At 64.4% G+C, this 19,286-nt stretch carries 15 protein-coding genes and 1 pseudogene; 15 read left to right on the top strand and 1 reads right to left on the bottom strand.

Annotated elements, in window-relative coordinates; all coding sequences use genetic code 11:
• The first annotated feature begins 25 nt into the window (after positions 1 to 25).
• The 14 genes and pseudogenes from DMX12_RS16700 to DMX12_RS16630 all read left to right on the top strand — a co-directional run bounded on the left by DMX12_RS16700 (position 26) and on the right by DMX12_RS16630 (position 18,308).
• The gene (locus DMX12_RS16700) at positions 26 to 1,462 is read left to right on the top strand and encodes a TolC family outer membrane protein (RefSeq protein WP_110678778.1); all 1,437 of its coding nucleotides are present in this window, start codon (positions 26 to 28) and stop codon (positions 1,460 to 1,462) included.
• A complete protein-coding gene (locus DMX12_RS16695; RefSeq protein ID WP_110678775.1) occupies positions 1,459 to 3,627 on the top strand; it encodes a type I secretion system permease/ATPase in 2,169 nt (722 codons plus the stop codon). Before DMX12_RS16700 ends, DMX12_RS16695 begins: the two co-directional genes overlap by 4 nt.
• Complete coding sequence (locus tag DMX12_RS16690; RefSeq protein ID WP_054911426.1) at positions 3,624 to 4,808, top strand: HlyD family type I secretion periplasmic adaptor subunit; 1,185 nt, start codon at positions 3,624 to 3,626, stop codon at positions 4,806 to 4,808. Before DMX12_RS16695 ends, DMX12_RS16690 begins: the two co-directional genes overlap by 4 nt.
• A gap of 508 nt (positions 4,809 to 5,316) precedes the next feature.
• Entirely contained in the window at positions 5,317 to 6,216 is a 900-nt protein-coding gene (locus tag DMX12_RS16685) for a chemotaxis protein (protein WP_009685181.1), read from the top strand.
• Positions 6,217 to 6,303: 87 nt separating this feature from the next.
• Positions 6,304 to 6,615 (top strand): hypothetical protein, encoded by a 312-nt coding sequence (locus DMX12_RS16680; RefSeq protein ID WP_110678773.1) that lies wholly within the window; start codon positions 6,304 to 6,306, stop codon positions 6,613 to 6,615.
• On the top strand, positions 6,612 to 7,346 hold the full coding sequence (locus DMX12_RS16675; RefSeq protein WP_110678771.1) for a YkgJ family cysteine cluster protein: 735 nt from the start codon (positions 6,612 to 6,614) through the stop codon (positions 7,344 to 7,346). Before DMX12_RS16680 ends, DMX12_RS16675 begins: the two co-directional genes overlap by 4 nt.
• 166 nt (positions 7,347 to 7,512) lie before the next feature.
• Complete coding sequence (locus DMX12_RS16670; protein WP_110678766.1) at positions 7,513 to 8,676, top strand: efflux RND transporter periplasmic adaptor subunit; 1,164 nt, start codon at positions 7,513 to 7,515, stop codon at positions 8,674 to 8,676.
• Entirely contained in the window at positions 8,673 to 11,765 is a 3,093-nt protein-coding gene (locus DMX12_RS16665) for a multidrug efflux RND transporter permease subunit (protein WP_110678764.1), read from the top strand. The genes DMX12_RS16670 and DMX12_RS16665 overlap by 4 nt, the downstream gene beginning before the upstream one ends.
• A gap of 9 nt (positions 11,766 to 11,774) precedes the next feature.
• On the top strand, positions 11,775 to 12,449 hold the full coding sequence (locus DMX12_RS16660) for a heavy metal response regulator transcription factor (RefSeq protein WP_054890587.1): 675 nt from the start codon (positions 11,775 to 11,777) through the stop codon (positions 12,447 to 12,449).
• Positions 12,424 to 13,857, top strand: a complete 1,434-nt coding sequence (locus DMX12_RS16655) for a heavy metal sensor histidine kinase (RefSeq protein WP_110678761.1) — start codon at positions 12,424 to 12,426, stop codon at positions 13,855 to 13,857. Before DMX12_RS16660 ends, DMX12_RS16655 begins: the two co-directional genes overlap by 26 nt.
• Positions 13,858 to 13,912: 55 nt before the next feature.
• Positions 13,913 to 14,323, top strand: a pseudogene (locus DMX12_RS16650) (ATP-binding protein); the annotation flags it as partial.
• Between the two features lie 156 nt (positions 14,324 to 14,479).
• The gene (locus tag DMX12_RS16645) at positions 14,480 to 14,704 is read left to right on the top strand and encodes a hypothetical protein (RefSeq protein WP_029888076.1); all 225 of its coding nucleotides are present in this window, start codon (positions 14,480 to 14,482) and stop codon (positions 14,702 to 14,704) included.
• 206 nt (positions 14,705 to 14,910) lie between these two features.
• On the top strand, positions 14,911 to 16,245 hold the full coding sequence (locus DMX12_RS16640) for an OprD family porin (RefSeq protein WP_110678758.1): 1,335 nt from the start codon (positions 14,911 to 14,913) through the stop codon (positions 16,243 to 16,245).
• Between the two features lie 572 nt (positions 16,246 to 16,817).
• Positions 16,818 to 18,308 (top strand): sensor domain-containing diguanylate cyclase, encoded by a 1,491-nt coding sequence (locus DMX12_RS16630; RefSeq protein WP_110678751.1) that lies wholly within the window; start codon positions 16,818 to 16,820, stop codon positions 18,306 to 18,308.
• On the opposite strand, the gene DMX12_RS16625 is transcribed toward DMX12_RS16630, so the two are convergent.
• Complete coding sequence (locus tag DMX12_RS16625) at positions 18,305 to 18,781, bottom strand: PA2169 family four-helix-bundle protein (RefSeq protein ID WP_054911435.1); 477 nt, start codon at positions 18,779 to 18,781, stop codon at positions 18,305 to 18,307. The genes DMX12_RS16630 and DMX12_RS16625 overlap by 4 nt on opposite strands.
• 201 nt (positions 18,782 to 18,982) lie before the next feature.
• On the opposite strand from DMX12_RS16625, the gene DMX12_RS16620 reads away from it, so the two are divergent.
• Positions 18,983 to 19,201, top strand: a complete 219-nt coding sequence (locus DMX12_RS16620; RefSeq protein WP_009682711.1) for a DUF3820 family protein — start codon at positions 18,983 to 18,985, stop codon at positions 19,199 to 19,201.
• Positions 19,202 to 19,286: the final 85 nt, after the last annotated feature.

The raw sequence follows: 19,286 nt of genomic DNA, 5'->3' as shown, positions 1-19,286 counted from the left end.
GGACGACCAGCAGTAAGGGAACTATGTGAAGCGAAGCAGTCCGCTGTCACCGTTATTGCTTGGAGCCTGCGGGCTCCTGGCCCTGAATCTCCAACCGGTTGCCCAGGCAGCCGATGATATAGACCCCCACCTGCGCCACATCGGGCCATCGCTGCTACGCGATGCGCCCGCGGCGGTGCCTGCGCGGCCACCCACCGGCATGGCCCCGGTCGCCAGTGGCGAGCGCCTGGGCCTGACCGAGGCGGTGTTGCAGGCCGCGCAATGGCACCCCAGCATCGCCGAAGCGATCGGCAACCTGTACAAACAGGGCGAAGGCATCAACGTCGCCCGCGCGGGTTACTACCCGCAGATTTCCGGCGGTATCCGCACCGGTTATGACACCGGCTACGGGGGCGATCGCAACAGCCAGGCCCTCAACCTGTCGCTCAAGCAGATGCTCTACGACTTCGGCAAGGTCGACAGCGCCGTCAACGCGGCGCAGGCCGCCGCCGCGCGGGCCCAGGCCAATATCCTGCTGGTGGTGGACGACCTGGCCCGTGACACCGCCTATGCCTGGATCGAAACCCGCCGCTACGAACAGTTGATGGCCATTGCCCGCGAACAGATCCGCGGGGTGGGCGACATTGCCGGGATGGCTCGCCAGCGCAGCGACATGGGCGCCAGCACCCGCTCCGACGTGGTACAGGCCGAATCCCGCGTGGAAAGCGCCCGCGCCACCCTGGAGGAGTACCAGTCGCAATACGAGCGCTGGCGCTCCACCCTGGCCGCGCTGATGGGCCGCGTGACCCCGCCGGCCCTGGCCGAGCAGTCGCCTGCGGCGTTGAACCAGGCCTGCAAGCGGCCTGCGCAAGGCGATGATCGCCTGCCGGCCGTGCTGATGGCCCTGGCCCAGCGTGCGCAAGGCCAGGCAGAGCTGGCCCAGGCCAAGGCCGAGGCCTACCCGACCGTGTCGCTGCAGCCCCAGGTCAACCATTACCTGGACAACGACTACAACCGCGATAACTCACGCATGGACCGCACCCAGGCGGGCATCTACCTCAACGTCGAGGTACCGATCTACCAAGGTGGTGCGATCAGCGCCCGCAGCCGCGCTGCCAGCCACGCCTTGAGCGCCGCCGACTCCGCCGAAGATGCCGCACGCCTGCAGGCACGGCGTGGCCTGGCCGAGGCCCAGGCACAAACCTCCGGGCTGGGCCGCCGGCTGAGTTCGCTGGAAGCGCGCCAGGTCAGCATCCAGGAGGCGCGCATGCTCTATGGCCACCAGTATCTGGACCTGGGCACACGGCCGCTGCTCGACCTGCTCAACGCCGAGCAGGAGATCTACCAGTCACGGTTCGAACTTGCCGGCACCCGCTCCGACCTGCTGCGCCTGGATGTCGACTGCCTGTACAACACCGGCGCGCTGCGCGCGGCCTTTGGCCTTGAGGGGCGCAACCTGCAAGGTGTGGAGATCCAGCCATGAGCGATTCGATCAATGTAACCCTGCCCACCCAGCCAGCGGCAGCAGCGCCTGAGGCGGCCCAACGGCCTGACCTGGGGCCGTGGCTGGAGGTGATGCTGCAGGTGGCGCACCACTACCGCCTGGACGTGTCGCCCCAGCGTATTCGCCTGGCGGCGGTGGAGGATGCCCGGCCGCTGGACGAAATTCTTCGCCACATGGCCCGCCAGGCCGGCCTGGCACTGCGCTTCGTGCGCTTCGATGCCAAGGGCCTGCGGCAATGGCGTACACCGCTGGTACTGGAGCTGGACGATGGCCAGTTGGCCGTGGTCGAGGCAGTCACCGAAGAAGATGACCTGGCGGTGGTGTTCGCCGGTGACCAGGGCCTGACCACACGCCTGCCCCGCGCCACGCTCAAGGGCCGCATCACCCGGGTTGCGCTGTTGCGGCCGGCGCGGCCGTTGCGCGATGTGCGCACCGATGACTACACCGCCCCCTACGACCGCCACTGGTTCGCCCGTATCGTGCTGCGCGACCTGCGCCCCTATGGGCAGGTGATGGTCGCCTCGCTGGTGGCCAACGTGCTGGCGCTGGCCGGGGTGCTGTTTTCGATGCAGGTCTACGACCGTGTGATCCCGGCAGAATCGCTGCCCACCTTGTACGTGCTGTTCGGCGGCGTGGTGCTGGCGCTGGTGTTCGACTTCAGCATGCGCCTGCTGCGCCTGAAGGTCACCGACCTGCTCGGCAAGCGCGCCGACCTGCGGGTGAGTGACCTGGTCTATGGCCATGCCTTGCGCCTGCGCAACTCGGTGAGGCCGAAGTCCACCGGCTCGTTCATTTCGCAACTGCGCGAACTGGAGTCGATCCGCGATTTGATCACCTCCAGTACTGCCACGGCGTTGGCCGACCTGCCGTTCTTCCTGCTGTTCTTGTTCGTGTTCTGGCTGATCGGCGGCGTGCTGGTGTTCATCCCGCTGGTGGCGCTGCTGGCCATGCTGCTGCCAGGCCTGCTGGCGCAGCGGCGCCTGGCGCGGCTGGCCAACGCCTCGATGCGCGAGTCGGCGCTGCGCAACGCCATGCTGGTGGAAAGCATCCAGGGCCTGGACGAAATCAAGGCGCTGCAGGCCGAGGCACGCTTCGAGCGCCAGTGGAACCAGTACAACGCAGCCTGTGCACATACCAACCTGCGCCTGCGCACGCTCACCAACGGCCTGGTGACCTGGACCCAGAACGTGCAAGGTGCCGTGTTTGCCGTGGTCATCGTGGTCGGTGCACCGATGGTGATCGCCGGCGACCTCACCACCGGTAGCCTGGTGGCAGCGTCGATGCTGTCGTCGCGGATGATGGCGCCACTGGCCCAGCTGACCCATGTGCTGACCCGCTGGCAGCAGGCCAAGGTCGCCCTGCAAGGCCTGGACAAGCTGATGCAGTCGGCGGTCGACCACCCCGAAGGCGAAGCGCGCGTGCACCTGCCGGCAATCCGCGGTGAATACCGCCTGCGCCAGGCCAACTTCCGCTACAGCGAAGAATCCCCCCCGGTGCTCAACATTGGCCAACTGGATATTCAGCCGGGCGAACGCATTGCAGTGCTCGGCCGCAACGGCGCGGGCAAGTCCACCCTGCTGCAGGCGTTGGGCGGGGCCATGGACCTGGTACAGGGCGAGGTCAGCCTGGACGGCATCGCCCTGGCCCACCTCGACCCTGCTGACCTGCGCCGCGACGTAGGCTTGCTGCCGCAGTACGCGCGGCTGTTCCACGGCACCCTGCGGGAAAACCTGACCCTCGGTGCCGGCCAGGCCAGCGACCAGGAACTGGTGGCCGCGCTGGCTGCCACCGGGGCGCTGGACTTTGTCCGCCGCCTGCCCAAGGGTATGGACCACCTGATCCTCGAAGGCGGCCTGGGCCTGTCTGGCGGCCAGCGCCAGGCACTGGTGCTGTCGCGCCTGTTGGTGCGCCAGCCACAGGTGCTGCTGCTGGATGAACCTACGGCATCGCTGGACGACATGACCGAGCGCAAACTGCTGGATAACCTGGAGCGCTTCTGCCAGGGCCGCACGCTGGTGATCGCTACCCACCGCCTGAGCGTGCTGCAACGGGTCGAGCGCATCGTGGTGCTCGACGGTGGGCGCATCGTCATCGATGACACCCGCGATGCCGCATTGGCCAAACTGCAAGGAGCGCAGGCATGAGCAACCACGAACTCCCGGCGTCCTACCTGGACGGGCAGGACGACCAGGCCGTATTCCGCGCCGGGCGCCTCATCACCCTCAGCGCGCTGATGCTGGCCGCGTTCCTGGCCTGGGCCGCCTGGTTCGAGGTGACCGAGGTTTCCACCGGTACCGGCAAGGTCATCCCCAGCTCCCGGGAGCAGGTGATCCAGTCGTTCGAAGGGGGGATCGTGGCGCAGATGAACGTGGCCGAAGGCGACCTGGTCGAGCGCGGCCAGGTACTGGCCCAGTTGGACCCGACCAAGACCGCCTCCAGCGTGGGCGAAAGCGAAGCCAAGTACCGCGCCGCCAAAGCCAGCCAGGCCCGGCTGCAAGCCGAGGTGACCGGCAAGCCGCTGACCTTCCCGGCCAGCCTGCGCGACTCGCCCGAGCTGATCGAAGCGGAAACGGCGCTGTATCAGACCCGCCGCCGTGGCCTGGAGCAGACCCTGGCCGGCATCGAGGATTCGCTGCGGCTGGTGCGCAGCGAGCTGAAGATCACCGAAAACCTGGCGAAAATGGGCGCCTCCAGCCGGGTTGAGGTCATCCGCCTGAACCGCCAGCGTTCGGAGCTTGAACTCAAAGCCAACGAGGCCCGGTCCGACTACCTGGTGCGCGCCCGGGAGGAGCTGGCCAAGGCCAGCGCCGAGGCCGACAGCCTGTCAGAGGTGATCCGCGGGCGCAGCGACTCGCTCACCCGCCTGACCCTGCGTTCGCCGGTGCGCGGCATCGTCAAGGACATCGAGGTGAACACCCTGGGCGGCGTGGTACAGCCCGGTGGCCAGGTGATGAAAATCGTGCCGATGGACGAGCGCCTGCTGATCGAAACCCGCATCGCCCCGCGCGACATTGCCTTCATCCACCCCGACCAGGCGGCCAAGGTCAAGATCAGTGCCTATGACTATTCGGTGTATGGCGGGCTGGATGGCAAGGTGGTGGGTATTTCGCCGGATACCTTGCAAGACGAGGTGAAACCGGAAATCTACTACTACCGCGTGTTCATCCGTACCGAGCAGGACAGCCTGAAGAACAAGGCCGGCAAGCACTTCGCGATTGTCCCGGGGATGATTGCCACAGTGGATATCCGCACTGGCGAGAAAACCATCCTCGATTACCTGATCAAACCGCTGAACCGGGCCAAGGAGGCCCTGCGCGAGCGGTAACTGGCCGGGGCCCACAGGCGCTGCATATCTTCTGACAAACACCTGTCAGCCCTGATGCGATCCCTGTGGGAGATTCTATGGTTTCTGGCAAGGGTAGCCGCAGCATGTTCAGCGCCTGGGAGATCGAGCGCCGCCCGCGCGGCGCATCGCGAGCTGCGCTCGCTCCTACGTTTGTTTCGGGCCAGTAACCCCTGTGCCAGGTGCGCGCGACCGCCTTGTTTGTACGGCGCGATATTGAGGCATGCGCCAAGGCGTTCGCGCACAAATCCCACAGGCATAATTGGCCCGAAACAAACGTAGGAGCGAGCGCAGCTCGCGATGCGCCGCGCGGGCGGCGCTCGATCTCACAGGCGCTGCATATCTTCTGACAAACACCTGCCAGCCCTGATGCAATCCCTGTGGGAGCCGGCTTGCCGGCGATTGGGCCAGAACAGGCAATACAGACCTAAAGCCCGGCCCGACCAGGCCGATAACCGGTTATCCCCCCTGTTTCCCACCGAAGGTCACCATGGCCACGCAAAAAGCCCGCGCGGACTCCTTGTCGCTGCTGCTGTTCACCCTGCGCAGCGGCAAGCTGATGGCAATCAACCTGCTCAAGGTCAGCGAGATCATCCCCTGCCCGCCGCTGACCAAGCTGCCCGAGTCCCACCCCCACGTGAAAGGCGTAGCCACCTTGCGTGGCCATTCGTTGTCGGTCATCGACCTGTCCCGTGCCATCGGCGAGCAGCCGCTGGAGGACCCGCAAGGCGGTTGCCTGATCGTCACCGAGATCAGCCGTTCGCGCCAGGGCCTGCACGTGCAGGCCGTAAGCCGCATCGTGCATTGCCTGAGCACCGACATCAAACCGCCGCCCTATGCCTCGGGCAACCGCTCGTTCATCACCGGTGTTACCCGCGTCGACAACACCTTGGTGCAGGTGCTGGATATCGAGAAGGTCATCCACGGCATTGCCCCGCCTGCGCCAGAGCCAGCGCGCGGCTCAGTAAGCGCAGAAGATGCCAGCCTGCTGGCCGCCACCAATATCCTGGTGGTGGACGACAGCCAGGTGGCCCTGCAGCAGTCGGTGCACACCCTGCGCAACCTGGGCATCGAGTGCCACACCGCGCGCAGCGCCAAGGACGCGATCAATGTGCTGCTGGAACTGCAAGGCACTGCACAGGAGATCAACGTGGTCGTCTCCGATATCGAAATGAGCGAGATGGATGGCTACGCCTTCACCCGAACCCTGCGTGAAACCCCCGACTTCCAGCACCTGTACGTGCTGCTGCACACCTCGCTGGACAGCGCCATGAGCAGCGAGAAGGCAACCCAGGCCGGGGCGAATGCCATCCTCACCAAGTTTTCCTCGCCGGAGCTGACCGATTGTCTGGTGGTGGCAGCACGCGCCGTGGTGTTCGCCGAGCACTGATATATTCAGCGACAAACTCCCCGGCTTGCTGCCGGGGGCAAGTCGGGCATAATTCGCGCCCTCGCAAAAAATATGCCGGAACCCGCCATGAAGTATCTCAGCTCCATCCTGATCGGCTGCGCCCTTTTCAGCGGTATCGCCCAGGCTTCCAGCAGCCAGGCCTGGAACACGCAGCGCCAGCAGATGCTCAAAGCCTGCCTGGCGGCCAGCCAGTTCAAGGACGCCCACGCCCGCGGCAAGCCCGCCGAATTCGATGACCAGATAGGCATGAGTGCCTTGCTGGTAGAAGGTGTCTACCCGCAGAAGCACATGCAGCAGCGCACTGGCACCGAGCTGTGCCTGTACGACCGCCAACAGCAGCGTGCCTTCGTCAGCGAATGGAGCCCGCAAGCCAAGTGACCGCCACCTTGCGTTTTGGCTGCACCGGATGCGGCAAGTGCTGCAGCGGCCACCATGTCCCCCTGACCCTGGCCGAGGCAGGCCGCTGGGCACATGACGGCGGTCAGGTGGTTGTGCTGATCGAAGCCTTCGTCACCGATGGCCCGGGCATGCCGGTGGAGCAACGTGAGCATGTGCTGCGCCGGTCGTACCCGGTAGCCTGCGGCAATGGCCAGGCGCGGGTGTCGGTGACCTTTGCCGCGTTCAACCCCGGCCGCTGCCGCAACCTGGACGACAACGACCGGTGCAGCATCTATGAGCAACGGCCGTTGGTTTGCCGCATCTACCCGGTGGAAATCAACCCGCACCTCCCCCTGCGCCCAGAGGCCAAGGACTGCCCGCCAGAAGCCTGGCAGCAGGGGCCTGCGCTGCTTCACGGCACGCAACTGGTGGATGCCGGGCTGGAGGCGTTGGTGCAGGCTTCGCGCCAGGCCGACCGTGACGACATTGCCGCCAAGGTGGCGGTGTGCCAGGCACTGGGCATGACCACCAGTGCGCTCAAGGGCAACGGGTTTACCGCCTACCTGCCGGACATGGGCGCGTTTGCCGGGGCGCTGGCGCAGGTGCCGGATGATGACGGTACACAGTGGACCTTGCATGTGGAGGATGAGACGCTGGCGGCGGGCTTGCAAGGGCATGGTTTGCACACCACCAACGAGCCCCCGGTGTATTACGCCTTTATCGGTTTCTAGCCCTGCAGGTGGTGGGCGCGGGTTCACCCGCGAAGGAGCAGACCGTGCAGCCGGTGATCTGAAACTGACACGGCTGTCAGCCAGCGGTCACGCTGCCGACCCGGTTCGGCGGCTATAAGATTGAATGACTGACCACCCTTCCCCTCTGGCCAAGGTGCCCGCGCCAATGCGACGTCCGTTCCGCTCTGCCTTGCTTGCCGCCTTGGTACTGCTCGTCCTGGTAGCAGCGGGAACTTGGTACACCCAGCGCCAGCCTGCCCCCGCCGCCCGCTCGCAAACGGCCATCCCGGTGCGGGTGGTAACCGTCGTCCAACAGGACGTACCCCGCTACGCCAGCGCCATCGGTTCGGTGCTGTCGCTGCACAGCGTCGAGGTGCGCCCGCAGGTAGAGGGGGTACTGACCCAGGTTCTGGTCAAGGAAGGCCAGTGGGTCAAGCAGGGCGACTTGCTCGCCACCCTCGACGACCGCGCCATACAGGCCCAGCTCGACCAGGCGCGCGCCCTGCTCGGCCAAAGCCAGGCGCAGATCCAGGTGGCGGCAGTGGACTTGCGGCGCTACCGCCTGCTCAGCCGCGATAACGGCGTGTCCAGGCAACAGCTCGACCAGCAACAGGCACTGGTCAATCAGTTGCAGGCCACCGTCAAAGGCAACCAGGCAGCCATCGCCAACGCCCAGGTGCAGCTGTCGTACACCCGGATCCGCTCGCCGGTGACTGGCCGGGTGGGCATTCGCAACGTCGACCCGGGCAACCTGGTACGCACCAGCGACACGCAAGGCTTGTTCAGCGTGACTCAGATCGACCCGATCGCCGTCGAGTTCGCCCTGCCCCAGCAAATGCTGCCAACCCTGCAACGCCTGCTCACGGCACCGACACCTGCGCTGGTGCAGGCGTACATGGACGCTGACGGCGAACGCAGCCTGCTTGGCGAAGGCCACCTGGCGCTGATCGACAACCAGGTTTCCGCCACCACCGGCACCGTGCGGGTCAAAGCCGAATTCGACAACAAGGACGGCCGCCTGTGGCCGGGGCAACTGGTCACCGTCCGCCTGCGCACCGCCGTGCAGGAAAACGCCCGGGTGGTCCCGCCGCCGGTGGTGCAACGTGGGGTGGACGGGCACTTCGTCTACCGCCTGGACGGCGACAAGGTCACCAGCGTGCCGGTCAAGGTGCTGTACCAGGACAGCGAGCTGAACGTCATTGCCGGGGTCAAGCCGGGTGAGCGCCTGGTGCTCGATGGCCAGTCGCGGCTCAAGCCCGGTTCACGGGTAGAGGTCAGCCCCGCTGCGCCTACAGCGCCGGCCATGGCAGACCAGCGGAGCCAGCCATGAACACGCGCAACGGTGTTTCGGCCTGGTGCATCGACCACCCCATCGCCACCTTGTTGCTGACCTTCGCCCTGGTGCTGTTGGGCGCCATCGCCTTCCCACGGCTGCCGGTCGCCCCCTTGCCCGAGGCCGATTTCCCCACCATTCAGGTGACCGCGCAACTGCCCGGCGCCAGCCCGGAAACCATGGCCTCGTCGGTGGCAACCCCGCTGGAGGTGCAATTCAGTGCCATCCCGGGCATGACCCAGATGACCAGCAGCAGCGCGCTGGGCTCGACCACCCTGGTGCTGCAGTTCACCCTCGACAAGAACATCGACACGGCCGCGCAGGAAGTGCAGGCGGCAATCAACACCGCTACTGCGCGCCTGCCGCAAGACCTGCCCAACCCGCCCACCTGGCGCAAGGTAAACCCGGCCGACAGCCCGGTGCTGGTGATGACAGTCAGCTCCAGCCAGATGCCCGGCAACGACCTCAGCGACTACGCCGAAACCTTGCTGGCTCGGCAGTTGAGCCAGATCGAAGGGGTCGGCTTGATCAACATCACCGGGCAACTGCGCCCGGCGATCCGCGTGCAGGCGCAGCCGGAAAAACTCGCCGCCATCGGCCTGACCCTGGCCGACCTGCGCCAGGCCATTGCGCAAACCAGCCTGAACCTGGCCAAGGGCGCCCTGTACGGCGAACACAGCGTGTCGACCCTGGCCGCCAACGACCAGCTGTTCCACCCCGAGGACTACGCGCAACTGATCGTCTCGTACCGCAACGGTAGCCCGGTGTACCTGCGCGACGTGGCCACGGTCGTCAGCGGCGCGGAAAACGCCTACGTCAAGGCCTGGTCCGGCGACCAGCCGGGGCTGAACCTGGTGATCTTCCGCCAGCCCGGCGCCAATATCGTCGACACCGTGGACCGGGTCATGGCCGCGCTGCCCAAGCTGCAGGAAATGCTGCCGGCCTCGGTCGAGGTGTCGGTGCTGCAAGACCGCACGCAAACCATCCGCGCCTCGCTGCATGAGGTGGAACTGACCTTGATGATCGCCGTGGCGCTGGTCATCGGGGTGATGGCGCTGTTCCTGCGCCAGTGGTCGGCGACGCTGGTGGTATCCAGCGTACTGGGTGTATCGCTGATCGCCAGTTGCGCACTGATGTACGTGCTGGGCTTCAGCCTGAACAACCTGACCTTGGTGGCCATCGTCATTTCCGTGGGTTTCGTGGTGGACGATGCCATCGTGGTGGTGGAGAACATCCACCGCCACCTGGAAGCCGGCGACGACAGCCGTACCGCAGCGCTCAAGGGTGCAGGGGAAATCGGCTTCACCGTGGTCTCGATCAGCCTGTCGCTGATCGCAGCGTTCATCCCACTGCTGTTCATGGGCGGGGTGGTTGGCCGGCTGTTCAAGGAATTCGCCCTGACCGCCACATCCACCATCCTGATTTCAGTGGTGGTGTCGCTGACCCTGGCGCCGACCTTGTGTGCGCTGTTCATGCACCGCCCACCTGGCGGGCACCAGGGCGGTTTCGGCGAACGCCTGGTCAACTGGTACGAGCGGGGCCTGAACCGTGCCCTCGCCCACCAGCGCGTGACGCTGGGCGTGTTCGCAGTGACCCTGGCGCTGGCGGTCGTGGGCTACGTGGCTATCCCCAAGGGCTTTTTCCCGCTGCAGGACACCGGCTTCATCCTTGGCACCAGCGAGGCGGCCGCGGATGTGTCGTACCCGTCGATGATCGAGAAACATCAGGCGCTGGCGAAAATCATCGGTGCCGACCCGGCGGTGCGCGCGTTCTCGCATTCGGTGGGCGTTACCGGCAGCAACCAGACCATCGCCAACGGCCGTTTCTGGATTGCCCTCAAGCCCCGTGGCGAGCGGGATGTCTCGGCCAGCGAACTGATCGACCGCCTGCGCCCCAAGCTGGCCCAGGTGCCGGGAATCGTGCTGTACATGCGCGCCGGCCAGGACATCAACCTCAGCTCCGGCCCTTCACGCACCCAGTACCAGTACGTGCTCAAGAGCAACGACGCCGAGGCGCTCAACCTGTGGACCCAGCGCCTGACCGAGCGGCTGCGCAACAACCCGGCGCTGCGCGACCTGTCCAATGACCTGCAACTGGGGGCCAGCGTCACGCGCATCGACATCGACCGCCAGGCCGCCGCCCGTTTCGGCCTGACCACTACAGACGTCGACCAGGCACTGTACGACGCCTTCGGCCAGCGCCAGATCAGCGAGTTCCAGACCGACAACAACCAGTACAAGGTCATTCTGGAACTGGATGCGCGCCAGCGCGGCAAAGCCGAGAGCCTCAACTACTTCTACCTGCGCTCGCCCCTGAGCAATGAAATGGTGCCCCTGGCGGCCGTGGCCCATGTGGCGCCGCCCAGTACCGGGCCGCTGTCGATCAGCCACGACGGCCTGTTCCCGGCCGCCAACCTGTCGTTCAACCTGGCCCCCGGCGTGGCCCTTGGCGATGCGGTGAGCATCCTTGAACGCACCCAGCGCGAGCTGGGCATGCCCGATTCGATCAGCGGCAACTTCCAGGGCGCGGCGCAGGCCTTCCAAAGCTCGCTGGCGAGCCAGCCTTGGCTGATCCTGGCGGCACTGGTGGCGGTGTACATCATTCTCGGCGTGTTGTACGAAAGTTTTGTCCACCCACTGACGATCATCTCCACCCTGCCCTCGGCGGGCCTTGGCGCGTTGATCCTGCTGTGGGCCATGGGCCAGGATTTCAGCATCATGGGGCTGATCGGCATCGTGCTGCTGATCGGCATCGTCAAGAAAAACGGCATCCTGCTGATCGACTTTGCCCTCCAAGCCCAGCGCCAGCAGGGCCTTTCCCCGGAACAGGCGATCCACCAGGCCTGCCTGACGCGGTTCCGGCCGATCATCATGACCACCCTGGCCGCGCTGCTCGGCGCGGTACCGCTGATGTTCGGCTTTGGCACCGGCGCCGAATTGCGCCAGCCACTGGGCATTGCCGTGGTCGGCGGCCTGCTGGTGAGCCAGGCGCTGACGCTGTTCACCACCCCGGTCATATACTTGGCCCTGGAGCGCCTGTTCCATCGCCGTCAGGCTGCCCACGCGGCAGCGCCAAGTGCCAGTTAGGACAAGACCATGCGTGTGCTGATCATCGAAGACGAAGAAAAAACCGCCGACTACCTGCATCGCGGCCTCACCGAGCAAGGCTTCAGTGTGGACCTGGCGCGCGATGGCATCGATGGCCTGCACCTGGCCCTGGAGGGCGACTATGCCGTCATTGTGCTGGATGTGATGCTGCCCGGGCTGGACGGTTACGGCGTGCTCCGCGCCCTGCGTGCGCGCAAGCAGACCCCGGTGATCATGCTGACCGCCCGTGAGCGGGTCGAAGACCGTATTCGTGGCCTGCGCGAAGGCGCCGATGACTACCTGGGCAAGCCATTTTCGTTTCTGGAACTGGTGGCCCGGCTGCAGGCACTGACCCGCCGCAGCAGCAGCCATGAGCCCCTGCAGGTTCAGGTGGCCGACCTGTGGATCGACCTGATGGCACGCAAGGCCACGCGGGCCGGCCAGCGCCTGGACCTGACCGCCAAAGAGTTCTCGCTGCTCAGCGTGCTGGCCCGCCGGCAGGGGGAAATCCTGTCGAAGACGGCAATTGCCGAACTGGTCTGGGACATCAATTTCGACAGCGACGCCAACGTGGTCGAGGTCGCGATCAAACGCCTGCGGGCCAAGCTCGACGGGCCGTTCGACCAGAAACTGCTGCACACCATTCGAGGCATGGGTTATGTCCTGGAAAACCGTGCGGGGTAACTCGATTGCGCTGCGTTTGTCGGCGTTGTTCATCCTGGTGGCGTTGGCCGTGTTCCTGCTGATCGGTTCGGCCCTGTATCGCCAGGTCGACCGCAGCCTCGATCTGCTGCCGCAAGCCGAGCTGGAGGCGCGCTTCAACGTGCTCGAATCCACACTCAACCGCTACGGCACGCCCGAGCACTGGGCCAAGATCATCAACAAGCTGAACCTGCTGAGCGAGGAAGACAAGCGCATCCGTTTCTGGGTGGTCGGTAGCGACCCCGCCTATGAATATGGCCAGCCCAGCGCGCGGGTGCGCCAGTTCGCCGAGGGCGCGCCGGGCATGCGCGACCTGCGCCTGCCGGACCACCCCTACCCGTACAAAGTGCTGGTCAGCGAGCTGCCGGCGCTAGGCCAGCGCCCGCCACTGCGGTTCATGATCGGCATCGACACCGAAACCTTCTGGCAGGCCCAGCACAGCCTGCTGCTGGCGATCATCGGGCTGGCGGTGCTTGGCGTGCTGCTGGCCTCGGTGCTGGGCTACTGGGTCGCGCGCATCGGCTTGCGCCCTTTGCTGGCGCTTTCCAGGGAGGCCCAGGCACTGGCCCCGCCACGCCTGGACGGGCGCCTGCAAACCCAGGCCCTGGCCCCTGAGCTGGCGCAGTTCGCCAGTGCCTTCAACGCCGCGCTCGACCGGGTCAGCCAGGCCTATTCAAGGCTGGAAGCGTTCAATGCCGACGTTGCCCACGAGCTGCGTTCGCCGCTGACCAACCTGATCGGCCAGACCCAGGTGGCGCTGACCCGCGGGCGCAGCGCCGAGCACTACTTCGAAGTGCTGCAATCGAACCTGGAAGAGCTGGAGCGCCTGCGCAGTATCATCAACGACATGCTGTTCCTGGCCAGTGCCGACCAGGGCAGCAAAGCCACTGCCCTGACCCAGGCATCGCTGGCCGAAGAGGTGGCGACCACCCTCGACTACCTTGACTACATTCTCGAAGATGCGCAGGTCAGCGTCAGCGTCAGTGGCGATGCCCAGGTTCCCATCGAAAAAGCCCAATTGCGCCGGGCGTTGATCAACCTGCTGAACAATGCCGTGCAGCATACGGCGCCGCACCAGGTGATCCAGGTAAGGATCGTCCCCGGGCCGCAGCAAGTCAGCATTGCCGTGAGCAACCCGGGGCCGGCAATTGCCGACGAGCACCTGCCGCTGCTGTTCGAGCGTTTCTACCGGGTGGATGCGGCGCGCAGCAACAGCGGGGGCGGTAACCATGGCTTGGGCCTGGCCATCGTCAAGGCAATTGCGCTGATGCATGGCGGGGACGTGTTCGTGCGCAGTGAAGCCGGGGCGAATACATTCGGTATCCAGCTCCCGACCTGTAGGAGCGGCCTTGTGTCGCGATGGGGTGCGAAGCAGCCCCTGGCTCAGTGACAGGGCGGCAATTGCCGGGGCTGCCATGCAGCCCATCGCGACACAAGGCCGCTCCTACATTCTCGAAGATGCGCAGGTCAGCGTCAGCGTCAGTGGCGATGCCCAGGTTCCCATCGAAAAAGCCCAATTGCGCCGGGCGTTGATCAACCTGCTGAACAATGCCGTGCAGCATACGGCGCCGCACCAGGTGATCCAGGTAAGGATCGTCCCCGGGCCGCAGCAAGTCAGCATTGCCGTGAGCAACCCGGGGCCGGCAATTGCCGACGAGCACCTGCCGCTGCTGTTCGAGCGTTTCTACCGGGTGGATGCGGCGCGCAGCAACAGCGGGGGCGGTAATCATGGCTTGGGCCTGGCCATCGTCAAGGCAATTGCGCTGATGCATGGCGGGGACGTATTCGTGCGCAGTGAAGCCGGGGCGAATACATTCGGTATCCAGCTCCCGACCTGTAGGAGCGGCCGCGTCTAGCCTGCGGCTTGCAGACGAAAGCCCTATTGCTTTTTGCGTAGATCGTTACCTTTTGCGCAACAGTGCTTATCGCACTTCGCTCTGTATCAAGTGCAATGAAAGGACTAACTTTAGCCCGTCCTCATTAGCACTTGCACAGCAAGAAGGTAGTTTCAAATGTCCAACAGTATGGGTATTGCCAGCGTTTTCGTCCTGTCGTCCCTGTTGTTGTCGCCCCTGGCCATGGCCGAAGAATCGCCGGCGTTCGTCAACCGTAACAGCGAACTCGCCGCCGTGCACCAGGAGGCCCGCGAAAGCGTTGCCGCACACAAGGCCGACGTGATGAAAGATGCTGAACAGACAGCTTCCAAGGCCTCTGTCGATGCCAAAGCCGACAGCTGATCAGGCGCTGTTGTTGCTTCCACTTTCCCTTGGCTACGCCATGGGCACAGCCTGTGCCGATATGTTAGCCTTTTAAAGCCGCTGCCCATCAGCGGCTTTTTTTTATGTGCCCGTAACTCTCAGCCCGGCTGTAACGTTTACCCATAAGAAAGACGCACATTCAAAATAAAAACTGCCCCACCGTCAGACCAAAGGAGCTTCTACCGGTGCCTTCCGCGTTTCGTTTCACCCCGTTTTTCATTGCATTGACTGCAACGATCCCTTGCGCCGCCCAGGCAGATGAAGACAAGGCTGAGGGCTTCATCGAAGGGTCGTCCTTCAATCTGCATTTGCGCAATGCCTACTTCAACCGCGACAACCACAACGCCGGCGTGCGCGATACCCGCGAGTGGGGCCAGGGCGCAGTAGCGCGGTTCGAGTCGGGCTACACCCCAGGCACGGTCGGTTTTGGCCTGGACGCCCATGCCATGCTGGGCCTGAAGCTCGACGGTGGCGGCGGCCATGCCGGCACCAGCATCCTGCCAGCGCACATCAAGGACGACGGCGAACTGGGTGCTGCGCCGCATTCGTTTTCCACCGCTGGCGCTGCAGTCAAGCTCAAAGCCTTCGACACAGAACTGAAGGCCGGTGACCTGTTCCTCACCAACCCGGTGATTGCCGGCGGCGAAACCCGCATGCTGCCGCAAACCTTCCGCGGTGTGAGCCTGACCAACACCAGCGTCGACGGTTTGCTGCTCGAAGGCGGCCAGGTGAGCTTCACCCACCCGTACAACCAGAGTGGCCACCGCCGCATCGACACCTACTACGGCTCGCTCGACGAACACGACAAGAGCAAGCACCTGAACTGGGCTGGTGCCTCCTGGAGCGGTACGCCGAACATCACCGCCAACCTGTACGCCGCCGAACTGAAGGACATCTGGAACCAGTACTACGCTGATTTCGACTACACCTACGTGGTCAGCGATCTGGTCAGCCTGAACCCCGGTGTGCACTTCTATCACACCCAGGACACCGGCCAGGCCCTGCTGGGCAAGATCGACAACAACACCTACAGCGTGCACTTCACCGTCAACGCCGGGTACCACAGCGTCACCGCCGCCTACCAGCGGGTCAATGGCAACACCCCGTTCGACTACATCAACCTGGGCGACAGCGTGTACCTGGACAACTCGCGCATGTACTCGGACTTCAACGCCCCCAACGAGCGGTCGTGGAAGCTGCAGTACAACTATGACTTCGCAGGTGTCGGCGTACCTGGCCTGACCAGCTCGCTGTCCTATTCGCGCGGCGAAGCAGACCTGACCAAGGCCACCCAGGACACCACCCATTACGACTACTACCGTGCCGATGGCAAGAACGCCATGCATTGGGAACGCGACCTGGACCTGAAGTACGTGTTCCAGGAGGGTGACCTGAAGGACCTGTCGGTGCTGGTGCGCTATGCCACCCACCGTGGCAGCCAGGGCTATGCCTCGATCGACAGCAACAGCGACAACGATGAACTGCGGGTGATCGTCGATTACCCCGTGAACGTGTTCTGACCCTCGTTGGCAGGCAGCACACCTGAACGCCTGTGGGAGATTCTATGGTTCCTGGCAAGGGTAGCCGGAGCATCTTCAGCGCCTGTGAGATCGAGCGCCGCCCGCGCGGCGCAATCGCGAGCTGCGCTCGCTCCTACGTTTGTTTCGGGCCAGTAACGCCTGTGACAGGCGCGCGCGGCCGCCTTGTTTGTACGGCGCGATATTGAGGCATGCACCAAGGCGTTCGCGCGCAAATCCCACAGGAATAATTGGCCCGAAACAAACGTAGGAGCGAGCGCAGCTCGCGATTGCGCCGCGCGGGCGGCGCTCGCTCTAACAGGCGCTGCCATACCTTGTGGCAATCACCTGTCAGCCCTGAGGCGATCCCTGTGGGAGCGGGCATGCCCGCGAACACCGGTGAAGCCGGTGCCATACACCGCAACACTTGCTTCGCGGGCCCGCCCGCTCCCACAGGGTTCAGCGTAAATCCAACATGCAGTACAGCGTGATTCCGTCGGACAAATCTTGTCCGACAATCCATGCTTCCCTAGAATACCGCCGCCGCGAATGGCCCTGCCCCTGCAGTAGCGACCATGCCCACCCAATCCCCGCCTCGAGCATTTTACAGGTCGCACCCCGAGCTGATCCTCAATTTGGGCAGTTGCCTTGCCGTGCTCGCTATCGTGGCGATCGTCAGCTACCTGCTGGCCCGCGAGCGGGACAGCGTCGAGCAGTCGGCCGTGCGTTCAGCCAACAACATCGTGCAACTGATCGAAAGCGACATCCTGCGCAATGCCGAGCTGTACGACCAATCGCTCAAAGGGTTGATCTGGGCCGTTGGGCGCAAGGAGCTTCCGGAAATTCCCGGCCCGTTGCGCCAGCGTCTGCTGTTCAATGAGGCGTTCGTCGACCGCCAACGCGGTGACGTGCTTTGGCTGGACAAGCAAGGCAACGTGGTCGGTGACTCCACCAGCAGCGTGCCGCGCCAGGCCAACTTTGGCGATACCGGGGTCTTCAGGGCGCACCAGCGCAATGCTCACCTGGGGCTGCTGGTGGGCCCGCCATTCAAGGCCAAACTGGGTGACCTGGACTGGTGCATCAGCTTCAGCCGGCGTATTTCCGGGCCGCAAGGCGAGTTTGCCGGGGTCGCCGCCGGGGCGCTGCGCCTGTCGTACTTCAACGACCTGTTCCGGCGCCTGGACATCGGCGACGACAGCAGCATCAGCCTGCTGAACACGGATGGGCAATTGCTCGCCCGGCAAACCTCGCGCCCGGAAACGCTTGGGATCGGTACCAATTTTGCCACTCGGCCGAATTTCAAACGCATTCTCCGCGAGCAGCACGGGAGTTTCACCGCCCCCGCGACCAGTAACGGCCAGCCACGCATGTTCACCTTCGCCCGGGTAGCGCAGTTACCGCTGATCGTGCTGGTGCAGCATTCAGCTGACGAGGTGTTCCAGTCGTGGCGCCGTACCGCCACGGTGGTCAGTGTCGCCACGGGCGTATTGTGCATCGGCATCCTCTGGCTCACCTTGCTGCTGGGCCGGGAATTGCGCCGCCGCCACGAAGCCGAACAGGGCTTGGCGACACTGGCAGCTACCGACAGCCTCACCGGCCTGGCAAACCGCCGGCGGCTGGACCAGGTATTGCGGCAGGAGTGGGCGCGGGCGCAGCGCAATCACACGCCGTTGGCGTTGCTGATGGTGGATGTCGACCATTTCAAGGCATTCAACCAGCGCCATGGTCATGCCGGTGGCGACCATGCCCTGCGCGAGGTGGCCAAGGCAATCGAGGCATGCCTGAGGCGCCCTGCAGACCTGGCTGCGCGCTATGGTGGGGAGGAATTTCAGGTAGTACTGCCGGAAACCGACCTGGCAGGTGCTCAACTGATGGCTGAACGCATCCGCCTGAGCGTAGAGGGGCTGGCACCGTTTGCCGATGATGCCCGTGGGGTCACGGTCAGCATCGGCATCGGGTTGTCCGGCACCCAGTACGACCTTGCCAGGTTGCTGGGTGCTGCGGACGAGGCCCTCTACCGGGCCAAGGCCAAAGGCCGTAACCGGGTAGAAGGGCCAGAGGCTTAAGAGCGAGCGCGGGCAGCGTTGCGCAGTGCCTTCACCTGGTCGTGGTTGCGCTGCACGCCTTGCAGCTGTTTTTCCACCAGGGCATAGGAATTGTCGGAAGCAATACGGCCCAGTTTAACCAGCTTCTCGCGGGCTTCCTTGTATGCCTTGAGCGCATGGTCCTCGCCACGCTCGACCTCATTGAGCACGGACTCTTCGTCTTTACCGGTAACCATCGATTTCAGGCTGACCCAGCCGCGATGAAGGTCGCCGCTAATGCTGGTGGAGGTTTCCGGATCGCCACCCAGGCGGCGAACCTCGCTCTGCAGCTCAGCAGCCGCATTGGCACATTCTCCAGCACGCTGTACGAAGAACGCTTTCAGCTCTGGATTCTTGACATCATCGGCCGACTCACGAAAACCTTTCTCGCCGTCCTTGCTGTACTCGATCAGGTCGTTCAGTACATCGATCACGTCTTTGTTCGGGTTGCTCATGGTAAAGCTCCTTGGCAGGTGATAGTCATCTGGATAGGAGCAGTGTTCATGCCAACCTGGAATTATCTTGTATGTCCTTCAATATCAATGACTTACATCAGACGCAGAAAAGCCGGATACCGGTGTTCTGCATGATTACCGCTTGGGGGCTCGTGCAGATTGCAGTATGGTCAGCGCTTCGTCACAACCCGGTCTCTTCTGATGAAACCCGAAACCCTGGAACTGTTGGTGACCCGCACGATGCCCTTCGGCAAATACCAGGGGCGATGCATTGCCGACCTGCCGGGAGACTACCTGGCCTGGTTCGCACGCAAGGGTTTCCCTACGGGGGAACTGGGGGGGTTGCTGGCGTTGATGCATGAGATCGACCATAACGGCCTGGGTGATCTGCTAAAGCCATTGCGGCAGAAGCACGGGTGAACCCGCTCCCTCAGGTGGCCCGCGCAATCTGCAAGCCTGCGAAATGCCTGTAGGAGCGGGCTTACCCGCGAAGAGGCCAGTACTG

It is taken from the genome of Pseudomonas sp. MB-090624 (genome assembly GCF_003205245.1).
GTDB lineage: Bacteria > Pseudomonadota > Gammaproteobacteria > Pseudomonadales > Pseudomonadaceae > Aquipseudomonas > Aquipseudomonas juntendi.
The sequence above is the reverse complement of the archived record's forward strand: the minus strand, read 5'-3'. Positions and strand labels throughout refer to the sequence as shown.

Coding starts and splice junctions, on each gene's coding strand:
- DMX12_RS16690 (WP_054911426.1), top strand. CDS start 3,624: ATGAGCAACCACGAACTCCCGGCGTCCTACCTGGACGGGCAGGACGAC.
- DMX12_RS16620 (WP_009682711.1), top strand. CDS start 18,983: ATGAAACCCGAAACCCTGGAACTGTTGGTGACCCGCACGATGCCCTTC.
- DMX12_RS16630 (WP_110678751.1), top strand. CDS start 16,818: ATGCCCACCCAATCCCCGCCTCGAGCATTTTACAGGTCGCACCCCGAG.
- DMX12_RS16660 (WP_054890587.1), top strand. CDS start 11,775: ATGCGTGTGCTGATCATCGAAGACGAAGAAAAAACCGCCGACTACCTG.
- DMX12_RS16685 (WP_009685181.1), top strand. CDS start 5,317: ATGGCCACGCAAAAAGCCCGCGCGGACTCCTTGTCGCTGCTGCTGTTC.
- DMX12_RS16670 (WP_110678766.1), top strand. CDS start 7,513: ATGCGACGTCCGTTCCGCTCTGCCTTGCTTGCCGCCTTGGTACTGCTC.
- DMX12_RS16625 (WP_054911435.1), bottom strand. CDS start 18,781: ATGAGCAACCCGAACAAAGACGTGATCGATGTACTGAACGACCTGATC.
- DMX12_RS16645 (WP_029888076.1), top strand. CDS start 14,480: ATGTCCAACAGTATGGGTATTGCCAGCGTTTTCGTCCTGTCGTCCCTG.
- DMX12_RS16665 (WP_110678764.1), top strand. CDS start 8,673: ATGAACACGCGCAACGGTGTTTCGGCCTGGTGCATCGACCACCCCATC.
- DMX12_RS16695 (WP_110678775.1), top strand. CDS start 1,459: ATGAGCGATTCGATCAATGTAACCCTGCCCACCCAGCCAGCGGCAGCA.
- DMX12_RS16655 (WP_110678761.1), top strand. CDS start 12,424: ATGTCCTGGAAAACCGTGCGGGGTAACTCGATTGCGCTGCGTTTGTCG.
- DMX12_RS16680 (WP_110678773.1), top strand. CDS start 6,304: ATGAAGTATCTCAGCTCCATCCTGATCGGCTGCGCCCTTTTCAGCGGT.